This is a genomic window from Ruegeria sp. YTSC106, from assembly GCF_059609765.1.
Genome location: NZ_JBXWMI010000001.1, coordinates 309,423 through 326,424 on the forward strand (window position 1 = coordinate 309,423; position 17,002 = coordinate 326,424).

Consider the following 17,002-nt stretch of genomic DNA (forward strand, 5'->3'; position numbering starts at 1 on the left):
GGTGTGTTCATCGCTAAAGCAAAAATCTGTCTATTTCCGCTCTATGAGCAATCGTTGGTATTTCGTCTCTGGAGATGCTCAATGACTTTGCTAGCCTAGACCTGTGTATATGCTTTCTACGTAGTATTAGCCCAGGCACGTTCTAGTGAGGCCTGAGTTACGTCCGTTATCTTACGCGTGCCTGGTGTCAGTTGGCCTGTGTTTCGTCGCTCTGTGAGCTTTTCTAGCCTGTTCTCGGATGGGTTGTTTTCAGAGAGTCCTATTTTATTGGGTTTCTCTGGTTCAAAGGTTTACATTTCTCTGGAAAAATCCCGATTTTGGCCCGGATCTGTCAACTTAATGTAGACTTAGTGTAAACCCTTTGTGCTGATTTGGGGGGTTTTTGAGGTCGAAAGGTTTACATTCCGTCGATCCCAAGTGGGCGGATGTAAACCTTTGTCAACCTTAAGCAACCTTTTGACTTTGTCGCGGGATCCGGCGAGGTAGGACGAACCAGCCATTCCTCACCGCAGGGCCGATGCTGATTACCTATTAGCTCTCCGAGATTCACATAGGCGCCGAAGGAGCTGCACCCGGCGCAAAGTCGGTCGCGGATCCTTCTTGTTATTCACCTCTCTTAGGAAGCGCAGCCAGGCGCGCTCATTGGGTGTTAGGTCTTCCTCATGGTCGGACATGAACTTCACCTCCCAAAGATCGCGTTGATCGCGGCCTGTAACCTGATCGTCAGCCTGGGGTCGGTGTTATTGGAAGCCTCACGGATCGCTTGCAGCCAGCCAACTTCATTTGCCGTGACGGGCTCTCCGAATACCTCCACGACTGCTTCGGCCGCCGTACGACCAATTGCCTGCTCCAGGGCGAGCTGCATCATGAAGGCCGGATCTGCTTCCAGAGCGTGCGCCAGGGCCGGAACGCGATCCAAGGCCACCTTGGAGCTCCCCTGCTTGATCATCGTGATCATGTTGGCTTTGGTGTATCCAGCCTGCGCGGCTATCTCAGCCTGGCTCTTGGTAGGTTTCAGCTCGAGCACCCGGCGCTCGACATATCTCGACATCTGGGTGTCTGCATGCGGTTTCTTAGTCATTGCTATCCTCTCAGAACTGACGCAGCAAGCGCTGCACGTCTTCGATATAGCGAAGGGGTGATTGGGGATTCCGAGGGAAATGATACGCTGTCTGTATTCCCTTATTCTCGTTGACCTTAGCATCCCCAATACTTCTGCCTTGACGGTCACGACGTCGTAGTTTCAATTTCTCCCATAGGGTTTTTTCGGGGAAATAATTTGGCCTTCCGGTTCGTTCACACTGCAGATATTCATTTGGACTCACCGCTAAAGTCTCTAGCCATGCGCGACGAAGCGCTGGCCGAAGTAGTCGGAAATGCGACCCGAACCACATTCAGGCGGCTGATCGATCTGTGCGTGACCGAAGATGTCCAGGCGCTGCTGATTGCCGGCGACCTGTATGACGGCAGTCAAACATCAATGAAGACTGCTCGGTTCCTCGCTCTAGAGATGGAGCGCCTAGACGCAGCGGGCATTCCGGTTTTCATTATCCGCGGCAACCACGATGCGGCATCCAAGATCACGGGTGAGCTAGTCTTGCCGGAAAACGTGACGGTGTTCCCGGGCAAAGCACAGGTCGTCGAGACTGACTGGAACGATCATTCAGTTGCTGTTCACGGTGTTTCATTTCGTGACCCCCATGCACCCGACACTCTGTTGGACCGTTTTGGGCCACCGGTGATGGGGGCTTTCAATATCGGAATGCTACACACGTCCCTCGGCGGAGCGCAGGGGCATGATCCATATGCACCTTGCACGCTGGCCGAACTTCAAGCGACCGGGTTCGACTATTGGGCGCTGGGGCACATCCACCGGCGGACCATTCACACCGGCACGACAACTGTAGTCATGCCCGGAATACCGCAGGGTCGCGACATCGGTGAGGCCGGGAACAAGTCGGTTTCGCTGGTTTCGGTGGCCGACGACGGTTTGGTCGCAGTAGAAGAACGGCACCTCGCGATGGCGCAGTTCGAACGGCTCCCGGTGGAATGCCACCTATTATCTGACTGGCCAGACCTAATTGAGGCGCTGAAGCATGCTCTGCAAACAGCGCGGCGTGACCACGCTGGTGAGCAGCTGATCGTCCGACCAGTGCTGACTGGAAAAACTCCATTGGCCTGGAGAGCGGGTCGTGACCTCGACCTGCTACACGCCGAGGCGCAGAACGTCGCCGAGCAGATCGGCACGCTTTGGATCGACAAGATCGAGCTTGCGTTGTCCGCCGTCAGCAATGCGTCCACTGGAGGCGCGTTAGAGGAACTGGCTCAGATCATCACGCAGCGAAGTCTTCCCCCTGATGATCCGGCCGTTCTGGAAGACGTGGAACGTTTGCTGAAGTATATCCCACGTGAGTTGCGAGCGCTCCTGGGTGATAGTCAGGAAGAGACGGCCGCGACTATTGTCCATGCGATGCAGCAGGGCGCAATGGAGGTTCTTGCGCGCCTCGAAGAGACCGATGGTTGAGCGATGCGATTGAACCGGCTCGACCTCACCCGTTTTGGCAAGTTCACTGATCTGAGCCTTTCGTTTCCCGTCCAAACACCCGGTGACCCCGACCTGCACGTGATCTACGGCGCAAACGAAGCTGGGAAATCCACCCTGCTCGAAGGTTGGCTGGACATGCTGTTCCAGATCCCCGTGCGAAGCAGCATGGGATTCATTCACCCCTATCAGTCGATGCAGTTGGGGGCCGTGCTAGAAATCGACGGGCAGACGCATGAACTGCTTCGGGTCAAGAAACGTGACAATTCTCTGCTCGACGCCAGCGGTGAACCGCTGGGTGAAGCGCTGCTGCATGGCGGTCTGCGAGGACTCGACCGCACATCCTATGCGGCGATGTTCTCACTCAATCGACAGACCCTGGATGAAGGAGGCGAAAGCATCCTTGCCAGCAAGGGGGATCTCGGTGAGTTGCTTTTTCAGGCAAGCGCGGGGATGACCGATTTGGCGGCGCAGTTGGACGAATTGAATGCAGAGTCAGAGGGGTTCCTGAACAGGACCGGACGCAAGGGTGCGTTGCGCGATCTTTGTGCCGCCTACGACGACTTGGGAAGGCAGATTAAGGAATTGGACACTGCTGCTTCCGAGTATGCTCGCCTATCAACTGAATGCGATCGGACCAAAGATGCCTGGCACAAGGCGCGCGAGGCGGCAGAAGCTGCACAGACCGAAGTAATCGAGACCGACCGCCACATCGCAGCACTACCGCTTTTGCCGCGGCTGGACCGCCTAGAGGCGGAGATCGCCAGTTACGGTTCGCTACCAGAACCTCCAGAGGGATGGCTCGCCGAACTTCCCGAACTTGACCGCAGGGAGACCGCCATTGCCACCCGGCTTGAGGCCGCGAAAAAGACTGTGGCAGGGTTGGTAGCCGAATTGAACGACCTCCCACCCGACGGGGTGGTTCTGAAAGCACGCGAGGACATCGAGGCGGCGGAACAATTGAAATCGGCCCATGACACCGCGGTGGAGGACTTGCCCAAACGGCGGGGAGAGCTCGATGCTAGGGCCGCAGCAGTCAATGATTGCCTGTCTCGACTGGGGCACGTCGGGGCGGATCCGACCAAGCTGTTGCCCGAGGCAAGAAGCCTGGGGCGCCTGCGCGCGCTGATCGAAAAAAGTTCTGGTGTGGAAACCGCGTGCGATTCTGCGACTAGAGAATTGCAACTTGCTAAAGATGACCTCGAGCGCGCTGAGCGGCGTTTAAGTAAGGCTGGAGGCAGCGTGTCAAATTTGGGTGGGCTGGCCGGTTTGGTGCAAAACCTTCGCCGCGACGATCCTGTCGGCGCTCACGACCGTGTAAGCACCGAGCTTGAAGAGAAGGAAGCGCGTTTGAAATCAGCCCTGTCTACGCTTTCGCCCTGGACGGGAAACAACGATGAACTGGCGAGTTTGACTCCGCCAGACGACGCCGCTCTTGAGCAACTGGACGCGGAAATCGCCGAGGCTGATAGGGCGATCGACCGGGCGGATGATTGGCTGGAGCAACTAGAACACGCTGTGACCCAAGCTCTCGCTCGACGCGATGCAGTCGGAACAACTGCCGTAGTTACTCTGGAAGAGGCAGCTCAAGTGCGAACACGTCGGGAATTAGAATGGTCCCGCCACCGTGCGGATCTGACGGACAAAACAGCAGAGTGCTTTGAGGTTGCGATGCGCCTCGACGACCAGGTGACTGCCACCCTTGCGGATCAACGCGCCCATGCCGAAAAGACTGCCGAGGCCGAGCGTGCGTTGGTCGAAGCCCAACAACAAGTTGACGCCGCCAAAGTGAAATCGGCCGAGGCCAGGGAGCGGCGCAAAAACCTGGCGAAACGGCTTGCCGGAATCGCTGCCAAGGTCTCCCCCGCACTCCCCACCGACATCGACCTGCCAACTTTCCGCGCTTGGCTCGACAAGCTCGACATAGCACAGGATGCCCTGGTCAAACACGATGACAAGGCGCGCGATCTTGCCCGGCGCGTGCAGGTCGTCGCCCAGGCTCGTTTGGATATTTCGAACGCTTTCGCACAGGCGGGCCGCGCAATACCCAAAGATACGAGCCTGGCCCTAGCCCTTGAAACCGCTCAATCTCTCTTGGATCAGGTGTCTAAGGTTGAGGCTTTGAGCGAGACCGAAGCCGAGGCCCGTCAGAACCTGACCAGACGTGAGCGCAACAAACTAGAGGCTGACGGCGCGCGCGCCGCATGGCAGATGGAGTGGGAAGCCGCCTGTGCCGACACTTGGATGGCTGACGCGCCGCCCGCTGTCGACGAGATGCGTGCGATCCTCGAAGAGCTCGACCAACTACGTGAACATCAGGACCGCATCGGTGAACTGACCCACCGGATAACGACCATGCAATCCAACCGCGAAAGGTTTGAAAAAGAGGCTCGCGATTTGGCGGTTCGCCTCGAAATGCCTTCCGATCTGCCAGCGACTGATCTGTGGCGTGACATCACCCGGCGACAGCGCGCAGCGGAGAGCCGCGAAGATCAGCGAGCCAACCTCTCAGATCGTTTGACGACGGCCACACAAGCCCTCTCGGAGTTGGAAGAGGAAGCCGAGATTCATCGCAATCGGACCGTCGAGTTTTCCCGTCACTTTGAAGTCGACGTTTGGGCCGAAGCGCGCGATGCGCTCACGCGAGCAGGGGAACTGTCGAAACTGCGTGAAACTCAGCGCGAACTGACCGAAGACCTCTGTGCAGGAATGCGATGCGATACAGTCGAAAAAGCACGTGCGCAACTGCGTGATCTAGATGCCGATGCGCTCGCCGCACGCGCCGACAGCCTGCGGACCGATTTGAAAACCCTGCGCACAGCGCAGGAAGAAGCACAGGACGACTTTCGCAAGGCGGAAGACGCCGTCGAAGCGGTCGGTGGAGATGACGCAGTTGCCCGTCTGGAAGAACAACGCCAGACATTGTTGCTTGAGATTGAGGACGGCGCCCGGCGCCACCTACGGCAGCGTTTGGGGCTCTTGGCAGTCGAAGCCGCTCTCAGGAGCTATCGTGACACTCACCGCAGCGGTATGCTCGAACGCGCATCAGAAGCCTTCCGCATCATGTCGCGGGACCGCTATTCCGGCCTCGCCGCACAGCCGGATGGTTCCCGCGAAGTATTGGTGGCGCTGGCCGCTGGGGGTGGCTCGAAACAGGCTGACCAACTCTCAGACGGCACCCGTGCTCAGCTCTACCTTGCGCTACGCATTGCAGGCTACCACGAGTTTGCTCGCAACAACGGCCCAGTGCCGTTCATTGCCGATGACATCATGGAAAGCTTCGACGACGACCGCACCGCCGAGGCCTTCGGCCTGCTAGCTGAGATGAGCAAAAGCGGCCAGGTGATCTACCTGACTCATCACGCGCATCTCTGCGACATCGCGAGAAATATATGCCCATCTGTGTGTATTCACGAGTTACAGGGCTAAAAGCGTGGTGTTCAACATCTTTATTTTTTGTTGAACATATGTTATGTTCAACAAAAATAAAATCCGTTGAGCACAGTAGAAGCCAAGATGTTCACGCGCCATTCATCCATAGCACATGCCGCTTATCACGATCTCCTGCGTTCACTGCGAGACGATTCCGTTTCGGACATCCGGGGCACCCCCACACGAGTCGAACGCAACGACAGGACCTACTGGTATGACACCTACCGGGTCGGTTCCGATGTCAAAAAGCACTACCTGGGAGAGGATTGTGAGGAACTGCGCGGCCGGCTGGAACAGCACAAAACTTTGAAAGCCCAACAGGAAGACCGCCGCCGCAACCGGGCGCGCCTCGTGCGGCTCCTAAGAGCAGAAGGTTTCCTGGGTCTGGACGCTGCCACCGGCAGCCTGCTCTCTGCGATGGCAACGTCCGGCGTATTTCGTCTAGGTGGCACCATAGTGGGGACCCACGCCTTCCGCCTCTACGAAGGTGAATTGGGTGTGCGTTTCGACATGGATATGACCGCTCACACGGATGACATCGACATCGCCAGCTTTTCTAGGTTGTCGCTGGTGCTGGAGGACACTGCATCACCATCGCTGGAAGATGTGTTCCACGATTTCGACTTCATGGCGCAGCCCAGTCTCACGGCCGGACGCACCTGGCGTTGGAAACAGACACGAGGCGACACGCTTATAGAATTCCTCACTCCATCATTTGGTGAGGATGAGGATGTGCGCGAACTGCCCGCTTTGGGAGTGGATGCGCAAGGGCTGCACCATCTGAACTACCTCATCGCGGAGCCAATCAACGCTGCTGTAACCTACCGGAGTGGCGTTTTGGTGCAGATCCCGCAGCCAGAACGCTATGCCATCCACAAGTTGATCGTCGCGGACCGTCGCCGTCCCGGTGAAAATGCCCTCAAAGCAGAAAAGGACAGACGACAGGCCGCGTTTCTAATAGAGGTGCTTTCTCAGGATCGACCGGATGAATTGGTTGACGCCTACGAAGACGCACTCTCTCGTGGCACCAAGTGGCGTTCTAGAATTGAGGCCAGTCTGGACCGCATGCCGAAAACGCAGCGGCTGTTACGGGAACTGTAGGATTAACGCACATGTAGACAGTGCTCTTAGGTTCAATGAACCTGTCGAACCATGTCTTAGTTGCTTTGCTTGGCAAAGCAGCCTGAAAAACAAGGCTCCTTTGCCCAAAAATCAATGGCTTGGCCCTCTGCACCGGTCTTCGGGAGGCAGGGGTCGGAGGTTCGAATCCTCTCACTCCGACCAATTAAATAAGGCCCCTGACGGAGCCTTTTGTTTTACAGCAATATACCGCAACGATACCCATCCAGAAGAAATCGCGCGCTATGACGGTGTGTATTCGAATGGCTCGGACGCGACGCGCACAGCCCGGCGCGAGACTGTTAACGACATCGGTTTATTCCAGAGGAACTGGGAAATTTCAGCTCGCGACGCAGACGTTCATCCTTGGACCAAAGAGAAATACCGATTGGGAGGCACGCAAAATGGCCACCTATGCGGCCATGATCGACCGCATGGATCAATCGATTGGGAGGTTGGTCGCGGAGTTGAAAAGTATAGGACAGTTCGAGAACACATTGATCATGTTTTTTGTCTGATAACGGCGGCTGCGCGGAGTTCATGGCAGAAGACGGATGGGCCAAATTTTTCCCGGACACGACGCAGGATGGACAGCAGATCACAATAGGAAACCGCCTGGACGTGATGCCGGGTGATGCCCAGATCTACCAGAGCGATGACAATCCGTGGGCAAATGTCTCGAATGCGCCATTTCGCCTGTTCAAGCACTATGTCCATGAGGGCGGCATCTCGACCCCGCTCATTGCCCATTGGCCAAAAGGCATTGCACCGAAGATTAAAGGGCATGCGGCCTGTCATGTGGCCGACATCTTGCCCACCATTCTGGAGGCGTCGGGGTGCGCCTACCAATCTGAGGTGGGTGGTCACACGATTCAACCCATGCAAGGGCAATCTTTGATGGACGTGTTTCGCGGATAGGACTGTACCCGCGAAGAACCAATCTTTTTTGAACATGAGGGCAATTCTGCTGTCAGACTTGGCCAGTTCAAACTTGTCAGGCAGCACGAAAACTGGACAGAGAAGACAGGTGTCCAGGATTGGGACCTCTCGCTTCTCAGGCGTCTTGAAGCGTGGAAGATTAAAACTGCCGAAGGCTAGACAATCCAGCCATTCCCAACAGAGCAGAAACCACGCGAAATGGGCCCTGAGCCGAAGCGAGAGGCGATACAGCACTACTTGAAAGCTCCTCACATTTGAGGGCAGTCGGCCCATTGCTGCCTTTGGTCGGTGGGCTTCGCTGCGGTGCGACCTGTAAGCAAGGACATTTGCTGCAGACGCAAAATATGATGGGGGCGGACTCATAGATCGCGGACAATGCCAACATTTGAAACCTGCACTCAGAAATGCGAAGCGCAACAAGAGCATCCCACCAGTATGCTTTCCTGATCGATACCCGATAGATCAGCAAGTGCGTATGACGGCTTTGTTGGTGGTTTTTCGTATCCGGGGGTGGCGATAAAGACGCGCGGTCGAGATTGAATTCATATGGTAACGGAAATATGCCGCCCTCAAGAACAGCGCCCCAGATACTGATGTTGGTCTTGTCAGATTTTATCGGTCCGATACCATATCAGGGGTAAATATTTTTGTTTCGCGCCGCTCTACAGAGACTTTCTTTCTACGGATCACTTCATTCCACGCTCGCGTCGGAAGGGAGAGACAAGAAGGACGGCAGGATGCGATTTCTCTGGCTGTACCTTGATGATGTGAGGGATGATTAAGGAGCAAATCCCTTCGGCACACCGAATTTCGACGAGTCGACGCTGCTACCTGTCAACGAATGCAGAAAAGCAATCAGGTTTTGGGTTTCCACTTCCGTGAGTTGGATCGGTTCAATGTCATTTTTTTCGCGTTGACGTTCCATTTCATAGTAGTCCTCCCAAACTAGGAAATCAGTTTTTTGTAACCATGGTACCTCGGGTAATGCAGCCATTTGAGGAGTCCATTTGTCGAGGCTTGCCTGCGGATCCAAATGATGGCGAATGACGCTTTCAAGATCGGGGAACGCGCCATTGTGACCATAGGGCGCGGTCAGGGCAACGTTTCGTAGCATCGGGGTGCGGAACCTGTAAGCATCCTCCAGGCGGTTGCTTTCACCCATGCGGCCCACATCCCGGACGAAGGGATCCCACTGCCGGGTACGACCCGGCCCAAAGGGTGGTAAACCCAATGCATGGAACTTCTGATCTGACATGAGCGGTCCGGTGTGGCAGGTGGAGCAGCGAGCTTCGCCGTAGAATAGCTTCATCCCATCCATTTGTGCTGTTGAAAGGGCATTCGTGTCGCCCGCAAGGTAGTGGTCAAACGGGCTGTCGGTGCTACGCCACTCAATCGCCATGAAAGCGGCCAGAGCGTTGGCGACGTGGGTGATAGTGATGTCCTCGGTCGTCTCGACCTCATCAAAGGCGGCGACGATGGCCGGACCATAGCGTGGATCGGTGCGGACGCGTTTCGCCAGAATCGGCCAGCCCTTGTCAATACGATCATGCACCGCGCCCGTGACCTCATTTTCGGCCACATTGCCCGCCATCTCGAATTGTGAGGTCAGGGGAAACAGAGCCTGTGCCGCAAGCAGAGAATTCAGGCCTTCGGGCAGCCACTCCTGCGCCGGGGAATTGAAGCCGTTGCCGTAGTCGTTGGAAATGCTCAGCCTGCCGTCATGAAAGACGGTGTGAATGTCCTTGGCCCCAAGGTTCCATAGGCCCGGTGAGTTGCGGGGGATGCGTTTGCGTATTCTGTCGGCCCCGGTGCCGGGTGTGCGGTCCGGTCCCAATCCCTGCCCGCCTTCTCCTATGCCCAGCGACAACCCGTCCGAGGTGCCGAAATCCGGGTGGTGACAATGGGCGCAGGTAATATTGCGGTTGCCGGACAGGATCGGGTCGTAAAACAGTTGATGACCGATGGCGGCCTGTTCCATATCAAAGGGGATAAAGTCATCATCTGTCAGCGGGTGCGGCAAATCCTGTGCCGCAGCGGCCGCGACCCAGGAGAGAGCAATCATCCCATGCGCCAGCTTGTTTTTGCCCTTTGCGTTTTTGCGTCTCCGGCTCTGGCTGAACTGGAGCAAGCGCGCGATATGATGGAAGCCGGACAGTTTGCAGCCGCACGCGAGGAACTTCTTCCAGCCGCTCGCTCGGGCAACGCCGAGGCCGAGGAGTTGATCGGCGTGATGTACGGGCTGGGTCTCGGGGTCGAGCAGGATTACGAACGGGCCTTTGAATGGTATCTGCGCGCCTCGATGAAGGGGCATCCGGGGGCGCAGTCGGGCGTTGGCTGGTACTACGAATTGGGTCTGGGCATACCTGCGCCCGATTTGGTGCGCGCGTATATGTGGTACACGCTCAGCGCCATTGGCGGCGACCCCGACGCGGCGATCAGCCTTGAGGAAGTGGTAAAGAAAATGTCGCCGGAGCAAATCGAAAGGGCGCATGTTCTCGTCAATGACTACAAAGGGTGGATGTACCCGTTTCGGTGAGGGCCGGGCCGTAAAGCCCGACCCTTCCGTTTAGTTCAGGTCCGCATCGCGAGCGGCGTTGACGTCCGCCTCAGCCGCCGCAACCGCTTCGGTCAATGCAACGAAGATCTCATCGCCACGAGCAACGTTGGACTGGAACCAATCATAGACTGGCGTTGCGGCCTCTTTGAACGCAGCTTTCTGTTCGGGTGTCGGCACATAGAGGTCACCGCCACCGGCGACGAAATCCTCATAGGCTTGAATCGACTTGCGCTTGGGAGAAGCAAAAGTGGCCTGTTGCAACGCATAGAACCCGTCGACCACGACGCGGCGCATATCCTCAGGCATCTCTTGGAACTTGGCGTTGTTCATCCACCACAGTGCGCCCATATAGGCGTGGCCGTCCAACGTCACATATTGCAGGCCCGCATCCGGAAATTTCATGCCCATAATGTCGGTGATGCCGTTCTTGGATCCTTCAACGACACCGGTCTGGAAACTGGTGAACAGTTCCGGCCATGGGATCGGGGTAGGCGAAGCGCCCAACGCCTTGACCAGTTCCTGCGGTAGATCGGCGACCACGGTGCGGATTTTCAAACCTTTCATATCGGCAGGCTCAGCAATCCGGCGCTGGGTGTTGGCAAAGTTGCGCCAGCCGCCGGTGTTGCCGATGGTCATCAGGCGGATTGCGCCACCGGAATCCTCAAGCGCCATGTCACGCATGGTACGGGTGAAGTCGCCCGACAGTACATGCTCGGCAATGCGATCATCGGCCATCAGATAGGGCAGGTCTAAAACCTGCACGTAGGGAAAGATGCCTGAGGCACCGCCGGAAGTGGAGATGTAGATGTCGATTGTGCCATCTGCCACGCCCTGCAAGCATTCGGCTCCGTTCGAGCAGAGCTGTGTGCCGATGAACAGATCGACTTCAATCGCGCCGTTCGAGGCAGATTCGACATAATTCTTGAAGACGATCAGACCATCATAATCCTCATCGTTTTCGTTCGAATTTGCAGTTGCGCGCAGCGTATAGTCGGCGGCTATCGCGGCCATTGCGGACGCCGCCACCAGCGATGTGGCCACCGCTGCGGTTTTGATAAAGTCTCTGAGCATGCGTTTCCTCCCTGTGGAACTTGGTTAGTTGGCAAATCCCGTTATCCTCGGGATCGTCATGGATAGTGCGGGGATATACGTGATCAGGAAGATCACGATGATTTCGACCGCCAGGAACGGCAGGATCGCCTTGGCGATGGTTTCGACCCGTTCGCGGGATACGGCTGCTGCCACAAACAGCACCAAACCCATCGGTGGTGTGGCGAGGCCGACCGTCAGGTTGACGCTCATGATGATGGCGAAATGGATCGGGTCGACGCCGAGGCTAGCGAAGATCGGGCCAAGGATTGGTCCAAGGATGATGATCGCGGGGCCTGCGTCCAAGAACATGCCGACGATGAACAGTAGCAGGTTGATCAGGAACAGAAGGATCAGCGGGTTTTCTGACAGGCTGAGGATCAGCGAGGCCAGTTGTTCCGGCGCATGGCTGAGGCTGACAACCGTCTTGAACGCCATTGCCGCGCCGACCAGCAGAAGAACAACGGCTGAGGTCATGCCTGCGTTGCTGAGCACCTCGGGAACTTCTTTCCATGTCAGTGTGCGCAGGACGAAGAAACCGATGATGAAGGCATAACCCACGGCGACTGCCGCAGCCTCAGTTGGCGTGAAGATACCACCCAGAATACCGCCCAGAATGATCACCGGTGTCATAAGTGGGAAGAAGGCCTTCAAACTGGCCTGACGCCGCTCGGACCATGTGTATTTGCGGCTGGCGACGGGGAAGTCGTAGCGGTCGGCCATCAGTTTGATCATCAGCATCAGACCGACTCCGACCATCACGCCCGGAACGATACCCGCAAGGAACAATGCGGCCACGCTTTCGCCCATCACATAGGCATAGATAATCATTATGCCCGAGGGCGGAATGATCGGCCCGATCACGGAACTCGCCGCCGTGATCGCGGCGGCAAATTTGCGGGTGTAGCCCTGTTTCTCCATCGCCGGGATCAGCATTGATCCCAACGCGGAGGTATCAGCAACGGCAGAACCGGACAGGCCCGCGAACAGGATCGAACTGAGGACGTTCACATGCGCCAGACCACCGCGCAGGTGGCCCATCAAAGCCTGGGAAAACTCGACGAGGCGGATAGTTATGCCGCCTCGGTTCATGAGCTCTCCTGCCAGCATGAAGAACGGGATCGCCATCAGAGGGAAGCTGTCCATGCCGTTATAGACATTGCGATAGAGCAGCGTGATGTCGTTCGTCTGGCCGTTCAGCCACAGCAGGATTCCGGGCGCCGCGAGCAAAGCGAAAAAGACCGGCAGGCCGATCAGCAGGAAAATCAGGAAGGTTGGCAGGAACCAGATCAGCATTTATTCGGCCCCCACTGCCGCATCGGGAATTTCGGGCAACAGGTGGCCGCCGCCCAGCAAAGTGATGAAGGATCGCAGGATCAGCTCGATATTCACCGAGATCAGCAGGATGATCCCCACCAGCAGCGATGCCATCATCCAACTGCGCGGAATGCGATACCATTCGTCGAACGCGAAAGAGGTGGGCAGATACAGCGCGGCAGTGGCGAATTTGCCGCCAAAGCCGGTAACTTCGGACCAGCCGATGTTGACTGCGACCACCAAGACGGAGAGCGCGATCAAAAGCAGGAACAGATTCAGCGTTTGGCCGATGACGCGGGGAAGGAAGCGTTCCAGCATGTCTATGGCCACAAAGCCACCGCGCCGAAAGGCGGTGGGCGCCATAAGACCGGTCATCCACAACATGCAGAACCGCGCGGCCTCATCCGGCCAGGGCAGCGCATTACCCAGAACGTATCGGAAGAACACCTGGATCAGAATTGCGATAACCATGAGCGCAATCGCAACAACACCAACCGCGCGGCCCAGACGCAGCACGGTTTCGTTCACGAATGCAATCGGCGCAAGCACCGATGCCAGTCCGCTCATGCGGATCCTCCCTTGTTCAGCCGCGGGTATGTCCCACGGTCGTCAAATCGCGCTTAGGCTTTCGCGAATTGGCCGAGTTTCCCAGCATAGAAGGTCAGCGCGTCTCCATCCGACATGCTGGCCTTGAGAACCTTTCCAACTACAATAACGTGATCGCCTGCATCGTGATACGCGTGCTGTTCGCATTCGAACCGAGCCAGGCAATCCGCCAACACCGGTGTCCCATTATCACAGCGCTCGTGGTTGATGTCCCGCAGTGCAAAGGCGTCTTTCGAGCAGCCGAAGCACAGCTCGGCCTGTTCCGAGGACAGCACGTGGACGTTGAAATGACGGGCTTTGTGGAAATATGGGAAGCGGCGCGAGTTGCGGTCTCCGGCCCACATGATTAGCGGTGGGTCGAGCGAAAGGGACGAAAAGCTGTTCGCGGTGATGCAGATCGGCCCGTCCGCGCTGTCGCAAGTGACGATGGTGACACCGGTCGCAAAGCGGCCGAAGGCATCGCGCAAGGTGCGGGTGTCGTCCTTTTGAGGAACGAAGGTGTGGGTCATGTCCTTTGAGATTGCGTTCATCATGGAACCTCGTGCCCCAGTGCCGCCTCGTACAGGCGGAACCAGCTTTCCCGATCCAGTTTGACTTTCAATGCGTCCGAGGCGCGTTTGATCCGGTCCATACTGTTGGTGCCCAGAACCGGCAGGATGTTGGCCGGATGGGCCAGCAGGAACGCCACGGCGACGGCGGCGCGATCCACGCCGAACTCGGCTGCGATTTCATCAGCGACGACCCCAACCGGTGGGTTTCCGGCCATCAACAGACCTCCACCCAGCGGCGACCATGCCATCAACGGATGGCCATGCTGTTGGTGAAACGCCAGGTCTCCGTTGGTGAAGGGGCTGATCTCACCGAGAGAGATTTCGATCTGGTTGGTGACCAACTGCGTTTTCATCGCCGATTTCAGCAACGACCAATCCCACGGGCGGAAGTTGGACACACCGACGGCGGCGACCTTCCCACTGGCAACAACCTCATCCAGAGCTGCTCCAGTTTCATGGTGGTCCATCATGGGATCTGGGCGGTGGATCAACAGCAGATCGATGTGGTCAATCGCCATTTCCGACAGCGACGTGTCGACCGATTTCAGAATGTGGGCGCGCGAGGTGTCGTAGTATTTTACTTTCGCATCCGCGTAACGGCCAACCGGCGCGACGATGTCACATTTGGTGACAATTTCCATCTTCTGACGCAGGCTTGGATTGGCGCGCAGGGCCGTGCCCAGCACAGCCTCGGCCTGGTAGCCGCCATAGATGTCGGCCTGATCGAAGGTGGTGATGCCCTGATCCAGACAGGCCTGAATCTTGGCCTCGACATGGCCCGCGGACGTGTCACTGTCGTCGCCCAACCGCCACATGCCATAGACAAGGCGGCTCATTTCCAGCGAGTCAGATAGTTTCACACGTTGCATCAGCGGCGTTCTCCGTTGCCCAGCGGTGTGACCGGGGTCGTATTTGGAACCCTTCCGTAAGCTTTGGGAAGGGAACAGGTTTTCAGGTTCGGCAACACGCGGGCACCGAAATGACGGGCTTCGTCCAGATGCGGGTAGCCCGAGAAGATGAAAGCGCGGATGCCCATCTTCTGGTATTCCTCGATCTTCGACATAACCTGATCGGTTGATCCGACCAGAGCGGCACCGCAGCCAGACCGCGCCCGGCCAACACCGGTCCAGAGACCGGGTTCGACATAGCCGTACTCATCCGCCAGGTCGCGGTTCCTAGCCTGATGCGCCACACCAAGCGAGGTCGAATCCAGCGCCCGTTCGCGGATGGCGCGACCGTATTCGTCGTCCAGCTTCGAGACGATGTAATCCGCGTATTCCTGCGCCTCAGCCTCGGTATCGCGAACGATCATATGGACACGCAGGCCGTAATCCAGCGTGCGGTCGTAGTTTTCAGCGACGGCGTGAACAGCCTTCATCCGTTCAGCCAGTTGGTCCTTGGTTTCAGGCCACATCAGATAGACATCGCAATGCTCGCCACACAGATCCAAAGCGGAGGGAGAATAGCCGCCGAAATAGAGTAGCGGCCCTCCAGTCTGGTATGGCTTGGCTGGGTCAGTGGTCAGGCCCGAGAAGTTATAGACTTCGCCTGCATGATTGATCTCATCCTGCGTCCAAGCCTGTTTCAGAATCTCCACCACTTCGCGCGATCGTTGATAACGAAACCCGCTGTCGGCTTCCTCACCGGGAAAGTCGGATGAGATGATGTTAACCGTCAACCGCCCCTTCAGCATGTGATCCAGCGTTGCGATGGTGCGGGCCAGCATGATCGGTTGCATCTCACCACAGCGTACGGCGGCCAGCAGGTTGATCCGGTCGGTGATCGGAGCGCAGCCGGCGACAAAGCTCAACGTGTCTTGACCGACCTGATAAGAGGACGGGCAGAGGATGTTGCGAAAACCCTGCGCTTCGGCCTCTTTCACAATTTTCGAGCAATGCTCCCAACTCGACCGCAGGTCGCCATCGGGAACGCCAAGGAACTGGTAATCATCGGAACACAGCGCGGCAAACCACGAAACTTCGGCCGCATCCAGATCGGGGGATGTGATGGGGACGATGCTCATTTGATTCACGCTCCGTACATCTTTGACTTTCCTCTTGCGTAGCAATCGCTTTGATGTAGATCAATAGTGTATCAATTCTTCCTGCGGCCGAGTGAAGCGTCTACTGTGCCTGCGTCCAACCGAAACCAAAATGCCCTGCCGGTATATATTCAGATCGCGGAACTTCTGATCCGTGACATCGCGGCTGGTCGCCTTATTGAAGGTGAGCGTTTGCCACCCGAGCGCGAGATGGCCGCGGAATTGAATGTCTCGGTTGGAACGCTGCGAAAATCGCTCTCTGAGCTAGAAAAAAAGGGGATGTTGGAGCGTATCCAAGGCTCGGGCAACTACATCCGCGAGACCGGCACACAAAACAGCGTCTATGCAATGTTCAGGCTGGAACTGCCTGAAGGAGGTGGCCTGCCACGTGCAGATATCCTGTCGGTTGACCATCTGAAGAAGCCAGTCGAACTGCCAAAATTCGGTGCTTCTGATGCCGGTTCGCGTGTCCGGCGGATGCGCTACCTGAATGATACAATCATCGCTGTCGAAGAAATTTGGCTGGACGAATCAGCCGGCCTAATCGACCAGAGCCTGCTGTCCGACTCGCTCTATCGCTATTATCAGCACCAATTGGGCTTTTGGATCGCAAGGGCCGAAGACAGAGTCTCGGTCCGTCCTCTACCGGACTGGACGCCCCCAGACTTCACCAAACCAGCGGGCCAAGCGGTAGGTTATATCGAGCGGTTCAGCTGGTCGGAAAGCGCCGAACCCGTTGAATTCTCAAAAACATGGTTCGACCCGGATCGGGCCAACTACGTTCAACGTCTGAAGTAAAAGGAATCGCA

Annotated in this window: 15 protein-coding genes; 7 read left to right on the forward strand and 8 right to left on the reverse strand. The window is 57.0% G+C overall.

The window, feature by feature from the left end:
* Positions 1-679: 679 nt before the first annotated feature.
* Positions 680-1,081: an XRE family transcriptional regulator gene (locus AC2FEB_RS01390; protein WP_496670486.1), complete on the reverse strand. Its 402-nt coding sequence runs from the start codon at positions 1,079-1,081 to the stop codon at positions 680-682.
* A gap of 198 nt (positions 1,082-1,279) precedes the next feature.
* Here AC2FEB_RS01390 and AC2FEB_RS01395 point away from each other — a divergent pair, with 198 nt between their 5' ends.
* The 5 genes from AC2FEB_RS01395 to AC2FEB_RS01415 all read left to right on the forward strand — a co-directional run bounded on the left by AC2FEB_RS01395 (position 1,280) and on the right by AC2FEB_RS01415 (position 8,011).
* Positions 1,280-2,524 carry a metallophosphoesterase family protein gene (locus tag AC2FEB_RS01395; protein ID WP_496670483.1) on the forward strand — a complete coding sequence of 415 codons (1,245 nt, stop codon included), beginning with the start codon at positions 1,280-1,282 and terminating at the stop codon, positions 2,522-2,524.
* A gap of 9 nt (positions 2,525-2,533) precedes the next feature.
* Positions 2,534-5,971 carry an AAA family ATPase gene (locus tag AC2FEB_RS01400; protein WP_496670481.1) on the forward strand — a complete coding sequence of 1,146 codons (3,438 nt, stop codon included), beginning with the start codon at positions 2,534-2,536 and terminating at the stop codon, positions 5,969-5,971.
* Between the two features lie 87 nt (positions 5,972-6,058).
* Positions 6,059-7,075 carry a nucleotidyltransferase family protein gene (locus AC2FEB_RS01405; RefSeq protein ID WP_496670478.1) on the forward strand — a complete coding sequence of 339 codons (1,017 nt, stop codon included), beginning with the start codon at positions 6,059-6,061 and terminating at the stop codon, positions 7,073-7,075.
* Positions 7,076-7,497: 422 nt separating this feature from the next.
* Positions 7,498-7,611 (forward strand): sulfatase-like hydrolase/transferase, encoded by a 114-nt coding sequence (locus tag AC2FEB_RS01410; RefSeq protein ID WP_496670475.1) that lies wholly within the window; start codon positions 7,498-7,500, stop codon positions 7,609-7,611.
* Between the two features lie 22 nt (positions 7,612-7,633).
* The gene (locus AC2FEB_RS01415) at positions 7,634-8,011 is read left to right on the forward strand and encodes a hypothetical protein (RefSeq protein WP_496670472.1); all 378 of its coding nucleotides are present in this window, start codon (positions 7,634-7,636) and stop codon (positions 8,009-8,011) included.
* 799 nt (positions 8,012-8,810) lie between these two features.
* Here AC2FEB_RS01415 and AC2FEB_RS01420 read toward each other — a convergent pair.
* Entirely contained in the window at positions 8,811-10,094 is a 1,284-nt protein-coding gene (locus AC2FEB_RS01420) for a cytochrome-c peroxidase (RefSeq protein WP_496670469.1), read from the reverse strand.
* A gap of 3 nt (positions 10,095-10,097) precedes the next feature.
* Here AC2FEB_RS01420 and AC2FEB_RS01425 point away from each other — a divergent pair, with 3 nt between their 5' ends.
* Entirely contained in the window at positions 10,098-10,568 is a 471-nt protein-coding gene (locus tag AC2FEB_RS01425; protein ID WP_496670467.1) for a tetratricopeptide repeat protein, read from the forward strand.
* Between the two features lie 30 nt (positions 10,569-10,598).
* Here the strand turns inward: AC2FEB_RS01425 and AC2FEB_RS01430 are convergent, their stop codons facing one another.
* From AC2FEB_RS01430 to AC2FEB_RS01455, 6 genes are read right to left on the reverse strand one after another with little or no spacing between them, the layout of a single operon-like run.
* Positions 10,599-11,660, reverse strand: coding sequence for a TRAP transporter substrate-binding protein (locus AC2FEB_RS01430; protein ID WP_496670464.1), 1,062 nt, complete (start codon positions 11,658-11,660; stop codon positions 10,599-10,601).
* A gap of 24 nt (positions 11,661-11,684) precedes the next feature.
* Complete coding sequence (locus tag AC2FEB_RS01435) at positions 11,685-12,974, reverse strand: TRAP transporter large permease (RefSeq protein WP_496670462.1); 1,290 nt, start codon at positions 12,972-12,974, stop codon at positions 11,685-11,687.
* Positions 12,975-13,562: a TRAP transporter small permease gene (locus AC2FEB_RS01440; RefSeq protein WP_496670460.1), complete on the reverse strand. Its 588-nt coding sequence runs from the start codon at positions 13,560-13,562 to the stop codon at positions 12,975-12,977.
* Positions 13,563-13,615: 53 nt separating this feature from the next.
* Positions 13,616-14,131: a flavin reductase family protein gene (locus AC2FEB_RS01445; protein WP_496670969.1), complete on the reverse strand. Its 516-nt coding sequence runs from the start codon at positions 14,129-14,131 to the stop codon at positions 13,616-13,618.
* A complete protein-coding gene (locus AC2FEB_RS01450; RefSeq protein ID WP_496670458.1) occupies positions 14,131-15,021 on the reverse strand; it encodes an aldo/keto reductase in 891 nt (296 codons plus the stop codon). The genes AC2FEB_RS01445 and AC2FEB_RS01450 overlap by 1 nt, the downstream gene beginning before the upstream one ends.
* A complete protein-coding gene (locus tag AC2FEB_RS01455; protein WP_496883815.1) occupies positions 15,021-16,175 on the reverse strand; it encodes an LLM class flavin-dependent oxidoreductase in 1,155 nt (384 codons plus the stop codon). The genes AC2FEB_RS01450 and AC2FEB_RS01455 overlap by 1 nt, the downstream gene beginning before the upstream one ends.
* 105 nt (positions 16,176-16,280) lie before the next feature.
* Between AC2FEB_RS01455 and AC2FEB_RS01460 the strand changes: the two genes are divergently transcribed.
* Complete coding sequence (locus AC2FEB_RS01460; RefSeq protein ID WP_496670453.1) at positions 16,281-16,991, forward strand: GntR family transcriptional regulator; 711 nt, start codon at positions 16,281-16,283, stop codon at positions 16,989-16,991.
* Positions 16,992-17,002: the final 11 nt, after the last annotated feature.